We start from the raw sequence: 13,608 nt of genomic DNA on the forward strand, positions 1-13,608 counted from the left end.
AGCGCCAGACAAGAAAAAAAATGAGGTTTCAATGACAACTGCTTTACAACAACCGTCGCTGTCGAGCCAATGCATGGCCGAGTTCCTGGGCACTGCGCTGCTGATCTTCTTTGGTACGGGCTGCGTTGCCGCGCTCAAGGTCGCGGGTGCCAGCTTTGGCCTCTGGGAAATCAGCATTATCTGGGGTATTGGCGTGAGCATGGCGATCTACTTGACCGCCGGGGTTTCCGGCGCTCACCTGAACCCTGCCGTCAGTATCGCACTGAGCATTTTTGCCGACTTCGAAAAGCGCAAACTGCCTTTCTACATCGTCGCCCAGGTGGCGGGTGCCTTTTGCGGCGCATTACTGGTGTACACGCTATACAGCAATCTATTCTTCGATTTCGAACAAACTCACCAAATGGTTCGCGGCAGTGCGGCCAGCCTCGAATTGGCGTCGGTGTTCTCCACCTTCCCCAATCCAGGCTTGTCCACGGCCCAGGCGTTCCTTGTCGAAGTGATCATCACCGCCATCCTGATGGGCGTGATCATGTCGCTGACCGACGATAACAATGGCCTGCCCAACGGCCCGCTGGCGCCGATACTGATCGGTCTGCTGATTGCGGTGATTGGTAGTTCCATGGGCCCGCTGACCGGTTTTGCGATGAACCCGGCACGGGACTTCGGTCCTAAACTGATGACTTTCTTCGCTGGCTGGGGTGAAATTTCCTTCACTGGCGGCCGCGATATCCCGTACTTCCTGATTCCGGTTTTTGCGCCGATTGTCGGTGCCTGCCTGGGTGCTGCCGCCTACCGCGGCTTGATTGCCCGTCACTTGCCTGGCGCCGCGCCTGCTACACAGGATGCAACACCGGCCATTGACGGCAAGCCCAGAATTTCCTGATAGCGTTGGCGCGCGAAACCTGCCCGTTTGCTCGCGCGCCAGACCTCACTTCCCTTTTTCGTCCAAGGCAATCGACATGACCGACACTCAGAACAAGAATTACATCATTGCCCTCGATCAGGGTACGACCAGCTCGCGCGCGATCATTTTCGACCGTGACGCCAACGTGGTCTGCACCGCACAGCGCGAGTTCGCGCAGCATTATCCACAAGCCGGCTGGGTCGAACACGATCCGATGGAAATCTTCGCCACCCAAAGCGCGGTGATGGTCGAGGCCCTGGCGCAAGCTGGCCTGCATCACGATCAGGTCGCAGCCATCGGCATCACCAACCAGCGTGAAACCACGGTGGTCTGGGACAAGAATACCGGCCGCCCGATCTACAACGCGATCGTCTGGCAATGTCGGCGCAGTACCGAAATCTGCCAACAGCTCAAGCGCGATGGCCATGAGCAATACATCAGCGAAACCACGGGACTGGTTACCGACCCGTACTTTTCCGGCACCAAGCTCAAGTGGATTCTCGACAACGTCGAGGGCAGCCGCGAGCGCGCGCGCAACGGTGAGCTGCTGTTCGGCACTGTCGACAGCTGGCTGATCTGGAAATTTACCGGCGGCAAGGTGCACGTCACTGACTACACCAACGCCTCGCGCACGATGCTCTTCAACATCCACACCCTGGAGTGGGATGCGAAGATGCTGGAGTTGCTGGACATCCCCCGGGAAATGTTGCCGCAGGTGAAGTCCTCTTCGGAAATTTACGGCCACACCAAAAGCGGCATCGCCATCGGTGGTATCGCTGGCGACCAGCAGGCCGCCCTGTTCGGGCAGATGTGCGTCGAATCCGGCCAAGCGAAAAACACCTACGGCACCGGTTGCTTCCTGCTGATGAACACCGGTGACAAAGCCGTGAAATCCAACCACGGCATGCTCACCACCATCGCTTGCGGCCCACGCGGCGAAGTCGCCTATGCATTGGAAGGGGCGGTGTTCAACGGCGGCTCCACCGTCCAATGGCTGCGCGATGAGTTGAAGGTCATCAACGACGCCCACGACACCGAATACTTCGCCAACAAGGTCAAGGACAGCAACGGCGTGTACCTGGTGCCAGCCTTCACCGGCCTCGGCGCGCCGTACTGGGACCCTTACGCCCGTGGGGCGCTGTTCGGCCTGACCCGTGGCGTGCGCGTCGACCACATCATTCGTGCCGCGCTGGAATCGATTGCCTATCAGACCCGCGACGTCCTCGACGCCATGCAGCAGGATGCCGGCGAACGCCTCAAGGCCCTGCGCGTTGACGGCGGTGCAGTGGCGAACAACTTCCTGATGCAGTTCCAGGCCGACATTCTCGGCACCCAGGTCGAGCGTCCGCAGATGCGCGAAACCACGGCATTGGGCGCCGCCTACCTGGCGGGACTGGCCTGTGGCTTCTGGGGCAGCCTGGACGAGTTGCGCGGCAAGGCTGTTATCGAGCGCAAGTTCGAACCGACCCTGGATGAAGCGGCGAAGGAAAAACTCTACGCCGGCTGGAAAAAAGCCGTCAGCCGCACACGCGATTGGGAGCCTCACGAAGGGGCTGAATAAGCCAGGCTGTAAGGCTCGTATCGGGATGTAACTGGTAGGGAGCAGATTCCTGCGGCATCATGGGCAAATTTTGCACGGCAGCCCAAAGGACGCCCCATGAATCTGCCTCCCCGTCAGCAGCAAATCCTCGAACTGGTTCGCGAACGCGGTTATGTGAGCATCGAGGAAATGGCCACGCTGTTCGTTGTTACCCCGCAGACCATCCGCCGCGACATCAATCAGCTGGCGGAAGCCAATCTGTTGCGCCGCTACCACGGTGGCGCGGCTTACGATTCCAGTGTTGAAAACACTGCCTACGCCATGCGCGCCGATCAGATGCGCGACGAGAAACAGCGCATCGGCGAAGCCATTGCCGCGCAGATCCCCGACCACGCTTCGCTGTTCATTAATATCGGTACGACCACTGAGTCGATTGCCCGCGCCCTGCTCAATCACAATCACCTGAAGATCATCACCAATAACCTGCACGTGGCCTCGATGCTCAGCGCCAAGGACGACTTCGACGTCCTGCTGACCGGAGGCAATGTGCGGCGAGACGGTGGCGTGGTCGGCCAGGCCAGCGTCGACTTCATCAACCAGTTCAAGGTCGACTTTGCCTTGGTCGGCATCAGCGGCATCGATGAAGATGGCAGCCTGCTGGATTTCGATTATCAGGAAGTGCGGGTATCCCAGGCGATCATCGCCAACGCGCGCAAAGTGATTCTCGCCGCCGACTCTAGCAAATTCGGGCGCAACGCCATGATCCGCCTGGGGCCCATCAGCCTGATCGATTGCCTGGTGACCGACCAGCAGCCGGTGCCGGCGCTGACGCAGTTGTTGAATCAACACAAGATTCGCCTCGAAGTCGTTTAACCCCTGCGCGATTCTCGTTCCCACGCTCCGCGTGGGAATGCCGCCCGGGACGCTCCGCGTCCCAATTCCAGCGCCGACGCAGAGCGTCTATTGATGCATTCCCACGCAGAGCATGGGAACGATCAGCGCGAGAATGTTCGAATATTTTCCTTTAACCGCCCTTCGATGAGTTTTTTCAATCGAAGTCGACTGGCTGTGCGTGTCTTTATGGGCTAAGATTTTCGCAAATGAACATTAATGTTCGAATTCAAATACAGAAAATCAAAGAATCCCGAGGCCTTAGCCGATGCCCACTTCTATTTCACCTACGCCTCCTCTCGCCGAGGTCTACGATATCGCTGTCATTGGTGGCGGGATCAATGGCGCAGGGATCGCGGCAGACGCCGCGGGCCGCGGGCTCTCGGTGTTCCTTTGCGAAAAGGATGACCTGGCCAGCCACACCTCATCGGCCAGCAGCAAGCTGATCCACGGCGGCCTGCGTTACCTTGAACATTACGAATTCCGCCTGGTGCGCGAAGCCCTGGCCGAGCGCGAAGTGTTGCTGGCCAAGGCCCCGCACATCGTCAAGCCAATGCGCTTCGTACTCCCGCATCGCCCGCACCTGCGTCCGGCCTGGATGATCCGCGCTGGCCTGTTCCTCTATGACAACCTGGGTAAACGGGAAAAGCTGGCCGGTTCCAAAAGCCTGAAGTTCGGTCCCGACAGCGCGCTGAAAAGTGAAATCACCAAAGGCTTCGAGTATTCCGACTGCTGGGTCGACGATGCACGCCTGGTGGTATTGAACGCCATGGCGGCCCGGGAAAAAGGCGCCCACGTCCACACCCAGACCCGCTGCGTCAGCGCGCGTCGCACCAAAGGCCTCTGGCACCTGCACCTGGAGCGCGCCGATGGCAGCCTGTTTTCGATCCGTGCAAAGGCGCTGGTCAACGCGGCCGGTCCCTGGGTCGCCAAGTTCATTCGTGACGACCTGAAAATGGAATCGCCCTACGGCATCCGCCTGATCCAGGGCAGCCACCTGATCGTGCCAAAGCTCTATGACGGCGATCACGCGCACATCCTGCAAAACGAAGATCAGCGCATTGTCTTCACCATTCCATACCTCAATCACTTCACCCTGATCGGCACCACCGACCGCGAGTACACCGGTGATCCGGCAAAAGTGGCGATTACCGAGGCCGAAACCGATTACCTGCTGCAAGTGGTCAACGCCCACTTCAAAAAACAGATCGGCCGTGGCGATATCCTGCACAGCTACTCCGGCGTTCGTCCGCTGTGCAACGACGAGTCCGACAACCCATCGGCCGTCACCCGCGACTACACCCTGGCGCTGTCGGGCAGTGGCGAGGAAGCGCCCCTGCTGTCGGTATTCGGCGGAAAACTGACCACCTATCGCAAGCTGGCCGAATCGGCGCTGGCGCAACTGGCGTCGCACTTCCCGCACATCTTGCCAAGCTGGACCGCCAACGCCCCCCTGCCGGGCGGCGAAGACATGAGCACACCGCAGGCGCTGAGCGCTCAGATCCGTGACAAGTTCGACTGGATCCCCAGCGAAATCTCGCGTCGTTGGGCCACCACCTACGGCAGTCGCACCTGGCGCATGCTCGAAGGCGTACAGAACCTTAACGACATGGGCGAACACATTGGCGGCGGTCTCTACACCCGCGAAGTCGATTACCTGTGCAGCGAAGAGTGGGCGACCAGCGCCCGCGACATTCTGTGGCGGCGCAGCAAGCTCGGCTTGTTCACCACCCCCGAACAACAGCAAAGGCTCGCCGATTACTTGAGCAAGGTCGAGCAGAACCGCAGCAAGATCGAAGCAGCCTGACGGATTGCTTGAATAGAGCAGCAGATCAAAAGATCGCAGCCTGCGGCAGCTCCTACAGAGCGAGTTGCCGCAGGTTGCGATCTTTTTGCATTCGGTTTTCCGAACGCGACTTGCCGGTCGATTCGGTTAACCGGATTTCCGTTACCAAAAAAAACCTCAATAAATATTTAATCTCCTTATAAATCAATGCATTGAGCTATAGAGCCTGGCCTGGCACGAGTCATGCTCTACACTCTTGGACGAATGTTTGTTGTACCGACGCTCCAGGAGCCGTCGGGCATTCGAAGCACAAAAGGGCCGACGAACTGGCTCCATAAAAAAAACAATGTCGAGGAAAATTTGATGCGCATCGTTCCCCATATCCTGGGCGCAGCCATTGCTGCCGCTCTGATCAGCACGCCAGTTTTCGCCGCCGAACTCACCGGCACCCTGAAAAAGATCAAAGAGTCCGGTGTCATCACCCTCGGGCATCGTGACGCTTCCATCCCGTTCTCCTACATTGCGGACGCTTCCGGCAAACCGGTCGGCTACTCCCACGACATCCAGCTCAAAGTCGTCGAGGCCCTGAAAAAAGAACTGGATCTGCCGAACCTGCAGGTCAAGTACAACCTCGTCACCTCGCAAACCCGAATTCCGCTGGTACAGAACGGCACCGTGGATCTGGAGTGCGGTTCGACCACCAACAACGTCGAGCGCCAGCAACAAGTTGACTTCTCCGTTGGCATCTTCGAAATCGGTACGCGCCTGCTGTCCAAGGCAGACTCCAAGTACAAGGATTTCGACGACCTCAAAGGCAAGAACGTCGTGACCACCGCCGGCACCACGTCCGAGCGCATCCTCAAGGCGATGAACGCCGACAAGCAGATGGGCATGAACGTCATCTCCGCCAAGGACCACGGCGAGTCCTTCCAGATGCTGGAAACCGGTCGCGCCGTTGCGTTCATGATGGACGACGCCCTGCTGGCCGGTGAAGCGGCCAAGGCCAAGAAAGCCAGTGACTGGGCCGTGACCGGTACGCCACAGTCCTACGAAATCTACGGCTGCATGGTGCGCAAAGGCGACGAGCCGTTCAAAAAGGCCGTGGATGACGCCATCAAGGCCACCTACGCATCGGGCGAGATCAACAAGATCTACGAGAAATGGTTCATGCAGCCAATCCCGCCAAAAGGCCTGAACCTGAACTTCCCGATGAGCGACGAGCTCAAGGCCCTGATCGCCAATCCGACCGATAAAGCGGCTGACGACAAGAAATCCTGATTTCTGACTAACCTTATCTCCTGAGAGGGCAACTGCCCTCTCGGGAGGTTGTCACTCCCTGCTGGCATTTCTGGAAACACTCGAACTGGTGGCTGTCGAGCCGGTGGCGTGTGCCCGAGCATCTCGTTCGGGCGGGAACGGAGCTTCCCCCAAGCGGGTACATCGATTGATCTCAAGGGGAGACCCTAATGAATTACAACTGGGACTGGGGCGTGTTCTTCAAGTCCACTGGCGTTGGCAGCGAGACGTATCTCGACTGGTACATCGCCGGCCTGGGCTGGACTATCGGCATTGCCATCGCGGCCTGGATCATTGCCCTGACACTGGGTTCGATCCTGGGTGTCATGCGTACCGTGCCGAACCGCATCGTATCGGGCATCGCCACCTGCTACGTCGAACTCTTCCGTAATGTGCCGCTGCTGGTTCAGCTGTTCATCTGGTACTTCCTGGTACCCGACCTGCTGCCTGCCGACCTGCAAGAGTGGTACAAGCAGGACCTGAACCCGACTACCTCGGCATTCCTCAGCGTTGTCGTGTGCCTGGGCCTGTTCACCACCGCCCGCGTTTGCGAACAGGTGCGCACCGGTATCCAGGCGCTGCCCCGCGGCCAGGAGTCTGCAGCCCGCGCCATGGGCTTCAAGTTGCCGCAGATCTACTGGAACGTACTGCTGCCCCAGGCGTATCGGATCATCATTCCACCGCTCACCTCGGAATTCCTCAACGTCTTCAAGAACACCTCCGTGGCCTCGCTGATCGGTTTGATGGAGCTGCTGGCGCAAACCAAACAGACTGCGGAGTTTTCCGCGAACCTGTTCGAAGCCTTCACCCTGGCCACGCTGATCTATTTCACCCTGAACATGAGCCTGATGTTGCTGATGCGCCTGGTCGAGAAGAAAGTCGCCGTACCGGGCCTGATTTCCGTAGGGGGTAAATGATGGAATTCGACTTCTCGGGCATCATCCCGTCCCTGCCGGGCCTGTGGAACGGCATGGTCATGACCCTCAAGCTGATGGCCATGGGCGTGATCGGCGGGATCATCCTCGGTACCATCCTGGCGCTGTGCCGTCTGTCGCACAACAAATTGCTGTCGAACCTGGCCGGCGCGTACGTCAACTATTTCCGCTCGATCCCGTTGCTGCTGGTGATCACCTGGTTCTATCTGGCGGTGCCGTTCGTGCTGCGCTGGATCACCGGCGAAGACACCCCGATCGGTGCGTTCACCTCCTGCATCGTGGCGTTCATGATGTTCGAAGCGGCGTACTTCTGCGAAATCGTCCGTGCTGGCGTGCAGTCGATTCCCAAGGGCCAGATGGGGGCTGCCAAGGCACTGGGCATGACTTACGGCCAGATGATGCGCCTGATCATCCTGCCCCAGGCGTTCCGCAAGATGACCCCGCTGCTGCTGCAACAGAGCATCATCCTGTTCCAGGACACCTCGCTGGTGTACGCCGTCGGTCTGGTGGACTTCCTCAATGCCTCGCGCGCCAGTGGCGACATCATTGGCCGCTCCAATGAGTTCCTGATTTTCGCGGGTCTCGTGTACTTCATCATCAGCTTTTCCGCCTCGCTGCTGGTCAAGCGTCTGCAAAAAAGGTTCGCCGTATGATCTCTATCAAAAGCATCAACAAGTGGTATGGGGACTTCCAGGTACTGACTGATTGCAGCACCGAGGTCAAGAAAGGCGAAGTGATCGTGGTATGCGGGCCGTCCGGTTCCGGCAAGTCGACCCTGATCAAGTGCGTCAACGCCCTGGAACCGTTCCAGAAAGGCGACATCGTGGTTGACGGCACCTCCATCGCCGACCCGAAGACCAACCTGCCGAAACTGCGTTCGCGCGTGGGCATGGTGTTCCAGCATTTCGAACTGTTCCCGCACCTGACCATCACTGAAAACCTGACCATCGCGCAGATCAAGGTGCTGGGCCGCAGCAAGGAAGAGGCCACCAAGAAAGGCCTGCAACTGCTTGAACGTGTTGGCCTCTCGGCTCACGCCCACAAGCACCCGGGCCAACTCTCCGGTGGCCAGCAGCAGCGTGTGGCGATTGCCCGCGCGCTGGCGATGGACCCGATCGTCATGCTGTTCGACGAACCGACCTCGGCGCTGGACCCGGAAATGGTCAACGAAGTGCTGGACGTGATGGTGCAACTGGCCCACGAAGGCATGACCATGATGTGCGTAACCCACGAAATGGGTTTCGCCCGTAAAGTGGCCGACCGGGTGATCTTCATGGACCAGGGCAAGATCATCGAAGACTGCAAGAAAGAGGAGTTCTTCGGCGACATCAGCCACCGCGCCGAGCGTACGCAGCACTTCCTCAACAAGATCCTGCAACACTAACAGCAACACGGCCGCCCCTCTGTAGGAGCGAGCATGCTCGCGATGACCTCAAAGACACCGCGTACATCCAGGATGAACGCGTCTTCGTTGACGACCATCGCGAGCATGCTCGCTCCTACAGGAGGCCGACGCTGGTTGACCCAAGGCATCTGTGATGAAATGCGACCCCAATCTCTATCGCGCCGCGTCGCCATCACTCGCCGTGAAACCTCGCCTGATTCGCCATCTGTTCCTGCCGCCGCTGATCATCGCCCTGATGATCGGACTGGGTTATATCGGCTTCTGGACCAGTGAACACTACGGAATCCGCAGCCTCGGCGAAAATGGCCAGCGCCAGCTGGAACTGCACGCCCGCGCTGTCGAGAGCGAGATCAGCAAATACACTTACCTACCCAGCCTGCTGGAACTCGAAACCAGTGTTTCGAAGTTGCTGGCCGACCCGACGCCGGAGCACCGGCAGACCGTCAATGATTACCTAGAAGGCCTGAACCGGCGCAGCCGCAGCCGGGCCATCTACGTGATGGACACCACCGGCCGCGTCATGGCCACCAGCAACTGGCGCGATGTCGACAGTTACCTGGGTGAAGACCTGTCTTTCCGTGCCTATTTCCAGAACGCCGTGCGTGGCCAGCCCGGACGCTTCTATGGCATTGGCAGCACCAACGGCGAACCCGGTTACTACTTGGCCCATGGCCTGGAAGAACACGGCAAGATCATCGGCGTCGCGGTGGTCAAGGTCCGCCTCGAGGCCATGGAGGAGCGTTGGCAACGCGCGCGCCTTGAAGCCTTCGTCAGCGACGAGAACGGCATCATCATTCTCTCCAGTGACCCCGCTCGACGCCTGAAATCGGTGGTGCCGCTGAGCGAAGAAACCAAGGAAAAGCTCGCCCGCAGTCTCCAGTACTACTGGTTCCCACTGAACGAATTGCAACCGTTGGCCCGGGAAACCCTGTCCGAGGGCGTGGAGAAACTCACCTTCCCCGCCAATAGCGAACTGGTTTCCGATGACGAAAACATCAGCTACCTGTCACAAACTCGTCCCCTGAGCGATACACCGTGGAATTTCACCCTGCTCACGCCACTGCAGGATCTGCGCCGCGAAGCGGTCAACCAGGGGATTCTGGTGGCCGTGGCCTTTGCCCTTGTGGCGTTCCTGCTGATCGCCTGGAACGAGCGGCGCAAAGTGATCGCCACCCGCCTCGCTGCCCGAGAAGCCTTGCAGGAAGCCAACAACCAATTGGAGCGTCGGATTACCGAACGCACCACCGACCTGCGCGCCAGCAACGAGCGGCTCAAGGGGCAGATCCGCGAGCGTCGTCACGCCGAAGAGACGCTGCGCCGTGCCCAGGACGAACTGGTGCAGGCCGGGAAACTCGCCGCGATTGGCCAGATGTCCACCAGCATCGCCCACGAATTGAACCAGCCGTTGGCGGCGCTGCGCACCTTGTCCGGCAACACCGTGCGGTTTCTCGAGCGCGGTCAACTGGATGTGGCCAGCACCAACCTCAAGACCATCAACGAATTGATCGACCGCATGGGCCGGATCACCGCCAGCCTGCGCTCCTTCGCCCGGCGCGGTGACGACAAGGGCCAGGCTTGTCTTGGCAAAGCCGTGGACGCCGCCTTGCAATTGCTCGGCGGGCGTGTGGAAAACGCCCATCTGCAGGTGCATCGCCACTTCGACGATGTGCAAATGCAGATCGATCAGACGCGCCTGGAGCAGATCCTGGTCAACCTGGTTGGCAACGCCCTGGACGCCATGCAGGCGCAGCCGCAGCCCGAATTGTGGCTTGAAGGCGAAGCACTGGAGGGTAAATATCGGCTGCGTGTACGGGACAATGGCCACGGCATCGATGCCGAAGCGCGCAAACACCTGTTCGAACCATTTTTCACCACCAAGCCCGGCGAACAAGGCCTGGGCCTAGGCCTGACCCTTTCCGCGAGCCTGGCCGCTGCCACTGGCGGTCACCTGGGTGTCGAACACCCGGCCAGCGGTGGTACTGCTTTCGTCCTCAGTTTACCGTTGGTAAGCCCCACTTCCGCTGAGCCAATATGAACAACGACCTTAGTGTATTGATCGTCGAAGACGACCCCCATGTTTTGCTCGGCTGCCAGCAGGCACTGACCCTGGAAGATATTCCCTGCATCGGTGTCGGCAGTGCCGAGGAAGCCCTGGAGCGGGTGGGCGAAAACTTCGCCGGCATCGTCATCAGTGACATTCGCCTGCCCGGCATCGATGGACTGGAACTGCTGAACCGACTCAAGGCCCGCGACCGCAGCTTGCCGGTAGTGCTGATTACCGGTCACGGCGACATCTCCATGGCCGTCGGCGCCATGCAGAAAGGTGCCTACGATTTCATGGAGAAGCCCTTCTCTCCCGAACGCCTGGTGGATGTAGCGCGCCGTGCCCTGGAGCAACGCAGCCTGGCACGAGAAGTCTCGTCGTTGCGCCGGCAACTGGCCGAGCGCGACTCACTTGAAGGTCGAATCATCGGCCGTTCGCCGGCAATGCAGAACTTGCGCGAACTCATTGCCAATGTTGCCGATACGTCAGCCAACGTGCTGATCGAGGGCGAAACCGGCACCGGCAAGGAACTGGTCGCGCGCTGCCTGCATGATTTCAGTCGTCGGCACACCCGGCAATTCGTGGCGCTCAATTGTGGTGGCCTGCCGGAAAACCTGTTCGAAAGCGAAATCTTCGGCCACGAAGCCAACGCCTTCACCGGCGCAGGCAAACGGCGGATCGGCAAGATCGAGCATGCCGACGGCGGCACGCTGTTCCTCGACGAAGTGGAAAGCATGCCCCTGCCCCTGCAGATCAAACTGCTGCGGGTATTGCAGGAGCGCACCCTCGAACGCCTCGGCTCGAACCAGAGCGTGGCGGTGGACTGCCGGGTGATCGCGGCCACCAAATCCGATCTCGACGAGTCGAGCAAGGCCGGTGAATTTCGCAGCGACCTGTATTACCGCCTTAATGTGGTGACCCTGGAACTGCCACCTCTGCGCGAGCGCCGCGAAGACATCCTGCAATTGTTCGAGTTTTTCTTGCAGCAATCGTCCTTGCGTTTCGACCGCGCCGTACCGGAGCTGGATAACCAGACCCTGTCTAACCTGATGAGCCACGATTGGCCGGGTAACGTGCGCGAATTGCGCAACGTCGCCGAGCGATTTGCCCTGGGCCTGCCGGCATTCAAGAAACCGGGTGCGGGCGGTGCCGCCCAAGGCCTGGCTTTCGCTGAAGCGGTGGAGGCCTTTGAGCGCAACTTGCTAAGCGATGCCTTGCAACGCAGCGGCGGCAACCTGACCCAGGCCAGCCAGGAACTGGGCATGGCCAAGACCACGCTGTTCGACAAAGTGAAAAAGTACGGGCTAAGCCACTGATGGATCTGATTCTCAAAGCAACCCTGGGCGCATCGGTGGTGGTGATCCTCGCGGCCCTGGCCAAGACCAGAAACTATTACATCGCCGGACTGGTGCCACTGTTTCCGACCTTTGCACTGATTGCCCACTACATTGTCGGCAAGGGTCGTTCGCTGGATGACTTGAAGACCACCATCGTGTTTGGCATGTGGTCGATCATTCCTTACTTCATCTACCTGGCAACCCTCTATGTGCTGGTCGATCGCATGCGCCTCGAGGCATCGCTGGCCGTGGCGGCAGTGGCGTGGTTGATCGCGGCGACGGCGCTGGTCACAGTTTGGATTCGCTTGCAGGCCTGATCACAATTCCTCTGTGGGAGCGAGCCTGCTCGCGAAGACGGAGGGTCGGTCATGCCAATGTTGACTGTGCCACCGCTTTCGCGAGCAGGCTCGCTACCACAGGGGAAGGCGGTGTTACAAAAGGTTGTGTTCCGCCACGGGCTCAACCTGCGCCCAATGCGAAGTGTCCTCACGATGCGCCCGTAGGTACGGCAACACCGCCGCCAGCAACGGCGCCTTGAACGCTTCCTGAAACCGATGAGCCAACCCCGGTATCAACTTCAACTGGCTGCCACGCAGATGCGCCGCCAGGTGCACGCCGTGCATCACCGGCAACAACGGATCGGCCGTGCCATGCACCACCAGCGCCGGCACCCGTAGCTGGTTGAGCAGTGCCACTCGGCTCGGCTCGGCCAGGATCGCCAGGATCTGCCGTTTAGCCCCCTCGGGATTGAATGCCCGGTCATACGCCAGTGCCGCCTGATGCAACAGTGCCTGACGATCATCGGTCACCGACGGACTGCCCAGTGCCGCCAGCAGGTCCGCCTGTTGTTCCAGTGCGATTTCACGATTGGGCGCCCCCCGGCGCGCCAGCAACTGCAGCAGCGCCGCACTGGGTGCGGGTAAACCTTCGGCGCCGGAAGTACTCATGATCAGGGTCAGGCTTTCAACCCGCTGTGGCGCCATCGCCGCCATGTGCTGGGCAATCATCCCGCCCATGCTGGCGCCCAGCACGTGAAATTGCTCGATGTGCAACGCATCCATCAGGCCCAGTGCATCATCCGCCATATCGGTCAGGGAGTATGGCGCCGACACGGGTAAGCCGAGCTTATAGCGCAACACTTCGAAGGTCAGGTTGGCCTCGACGGGGGGGTGCCGCCAGGTCGACAGGCCGACGTCGCGATTGTCGTAGCGAATCACCCGGAACCCTTGCTGACAGAGCGCAACCACCACTTCGTCAGGCCAATGAATCAACTGCCCACCCAGGCCCATCACCAGCAGCAACGCCGGGTCCGAGGCGCGACCGATGCTCTGGTACGCCAGGCTTACCTGATCCAGGTTGACCCGCTCGGTGGCCACATTGACGTCACAGCGGGACGCCGAAAAAGAAGGAAAACTCAACAACAACGCGGCCAAAAAGGCCGCTGTCGATAAAAATCGTGCACGCATGAAA

At 59.8% G+C, this 13,608-nt stretch carries 12 protein-coding genes; 11 read left to right on the top strand and 1 reads right to left on the bottom strand.

The window, feature by feature from the left end:
* Positions 1–31 precede the first annotated feature (31 nt).
* The 11 genes from HGP31_RS25465 to HGP31_RS25515 all read left to right on the top strand — a co-directional run bounded on the left by HGP31_RS25465 (position 32) and on the right by HGP31_RS25515 (position 12,455).
* Entirely contained in the window at positions 32–883 is an 852-nt protein-coding gene (locus HGP31_RS25465) for an MIP/aquaporin family protein (RefSeq protein WP_020799854.1), read from the top strand.
* Between the two features lie 76 nt (positions 884–959).
* Positions 960–2,465: a glycerol kinase GlpK gene (gene glpK / locus HGP31_RS25470; protein ID WP_168758881.1), complete on the top strand. Its 1,506-nt coding sequence runs from the start codon at positions 960–962 to the stop codon at positions 2,463–2,465.
* Positions 2,466–2,561: 96 nt separating this feature from the next.
* Entirely contained in the window at positions 2,562–3,317 is a 756-nt protein-coding gene (locus tag HGP31_RS25475) for a DeoR/GlpR family transcriptional regulator (protein ID WP_008056633.1), read from the top strand.
* Positions 3,318–3,603: 286 nt separating this feature from the next.
* Complete coding sequence (glpD, locus tag HGP31_RS25480; RefSeq protein ID WP_168758882.1) at positions 3,604–5,142, top strand: glycerol-3-phosphate dehydrogenase; 1,539 nt, start codon at positions 3,604–3,606, stop codon at positions 5,140–5,142.
* A gap of 342 nt (positions 5,143–5,484) precedes the next feature.
* Positions 5,485–6,399, top strand: a complete 915-nt coding sequence (locus HGP31_RS25485; RefSeq protein WP_168758883.1) for a glutamate/aspartate ABC transporter substrate-binding protein — start codon at positions 5,485–5,487, stop codon at positions 6,397–6,399.
* Positions 6,400–6,587: 188 nt separating this feature from the next.
* Positions 6,588–7,334, top strand: a complete 747-nt coding sequence (locus HGP31_RS25490; RefSeq protein ID WP_020800742.1) for an amino acid ABC transporter permease — start codon at positions 6,588–6,590, stop codon at positions 7,332–7,334.
* A complete protein-coding gene (locus HGP31_RS25495) occupies positions 7,334–8,005 on the top strand; it encodes an amino acid ABC transporter permease (protein WP_020800743.1) in 672 nt (223 codons plus the stop codon). Before HGP31_RS25490 ends, HGP31_RS25495 begins: the two co-directional genes overlap by 1 nt.
* Complete coding sequence (locus tag HGP31_RS25500) at positions 8,002–8,736, top strand: amino acid ABC transporter ATP-binding protein (protein WP_015093699.1); 735 nt, start codon at positions 8,002–8,004, stop codon at positions 8,734–8,736. The genes HGP31_RS25495 and HGP31_RS25500 overlap by 4 nt, the downstream gene beginning before the upstream one ends.
* Positions 8,737–8,890: 154 nt before the next feature.
* The gene (gene aauS / locus HGP31_RS25505) at positions 8,891–10,792 is read left to right on the top strand and encodes a two-component sensor histidine kinase AauS (protein WP_020800745.1); all 1,902 of its coding nucleotides are present in this window, start codon (positions 8,891–8,893) and stop codon (positions 10,790–10,792) included.
* Positions 10,789–12,117: a two-component response regulator AauR gene (aauR, locus tag HGP31_RS25510; protein ID WP_020800746.1), complete on the top strand. Its 1,329-nt coding sequence runs from the start codon at positions 10,789–10,791 to the stop codon at positions 12,115–12,117. The genes aauS and aauR overlap by 4 nt, the downstream gene beginning before the upstream one ends.
* Before the next feature lie 8 nt (positions 12,118–12,125).
* A complete protein-coding gene (locus HGP31_RS25515; protein ID WP_173667182.1) occupies positions 12,126–12,455 on the top strand; it encodes a GlpM family protein in 330 nt (109 codons plus the stop codon).
* Positions 12,456–12,569: 114 nt separating this feature from the next.
* Here the strand turns inward: HGP31_RS25515 and HGP31_RS25520 are convergent, their stop codons facing one another.
* On the bottom strand, positions 12,570–13,604 hold the full coding sequence (locus HGP31_RS25520; RefSeq protein ID WP_168758884.1) for an alpha/beta fold hydrolase: 1,035 nt from the start codon (positions 13,602–13,604) through the stop codon (positions 12,570–12,572).
* Positions 13,605–13,608: the final 4 nt, after the last annotated feature.

Source organism: Pseudomonas umsongensis, from assembly GCF_012647205.1.
GTDB classification, from domain to species: Bacteria; Pseudomonadota; Gammaproteobacteria; order Pseudomonadales; family Pseudomonadaceae; genus Aquipseudomonas; species Aquipseudomonas umsongensis.

What these genes read in the sequence shown, in the direction of transcription:
- HGP31_RS25465 (WP_020799854.1), top strand. Translation starts at nt 32, where the DNA reads ATGACAACTGCTTTACAACAACCGTCGCTGTCGAGCCAATGCATGGCC.
- glpK (WP_168758881.1), top strand. Translation starts at nt 960, where the DNA reads ATGACCGACACTCAGAACAAGAATTACATCATTGCCCTCGATCAGGGT.
- HGP31_RS25475 (WP_008056633.1), top strand. Translation starts at nt 2,562, where the DNA reads ATGAATCTGCCTCCCCGTCAGCAGCAAATCCTCGAACTGGTTCGCGAA.
- glpD (WP_168758882.1), top strand. Translation starts at nt 3,604, where the DNA reads ATGCCCACTTCTATTTCACCTACGCCTCCTCTCGCCGAGGTCTACGAT.
- HGP31_RS25485 (WP_168758883.1), top strand. Translation starts at nt 5,485, where the DNA reads ATGCGCATCGTTCCCCATATCCTGGGCGCAGCCATTGCTGCCGCTCTG.
- HGP31_RS25490 (WP_020800742.1), top strand. Translation starts at nt 6,588, where the DNA reads ATGAATTACAACTGGGACTGGGGCGTGTTCTTCAAGTCCACTGGCGTT.
- HGP31_RS25495 (WP_020800743.1), top strand. Translation starts at nt 7,334, where the DNA reads ATGGAATTCGACTTCTCGGGCATCATCCCGTCCCTGCCGGGCCTGTGG.
- HGP31_RS25500 (WP_015093699.1), top strand. Translation starts at nt 8,002, where the DNA reads ATGATCTCTATCAAAAGCATCAACAAGTGGTATGGGGACTTCCAGGTA.
- aauS (WP_020800745.1), top strand. Translation starts at nt 8,891, where the DNA reads ATGAAATGCGACCCCAATCTCTATCGCGCCGCGTCGCCATCACTCGCC.
- aauR (WP_020800746.1), top strand. Translation starts at nt 10,789, where the DNA reads ATGAACAACGACCTTAGTGTATTGATCGTCGAAGACGACCCCCATGTT.
- HGP31_RS25520 (WP_168758884.1), bottom strand. Translation starts at nt 13,604, where the DNA reads ATGCGTGCACGATTTTTATCGACAGCGGCCTTTTTGGCCGCGTTGTTG.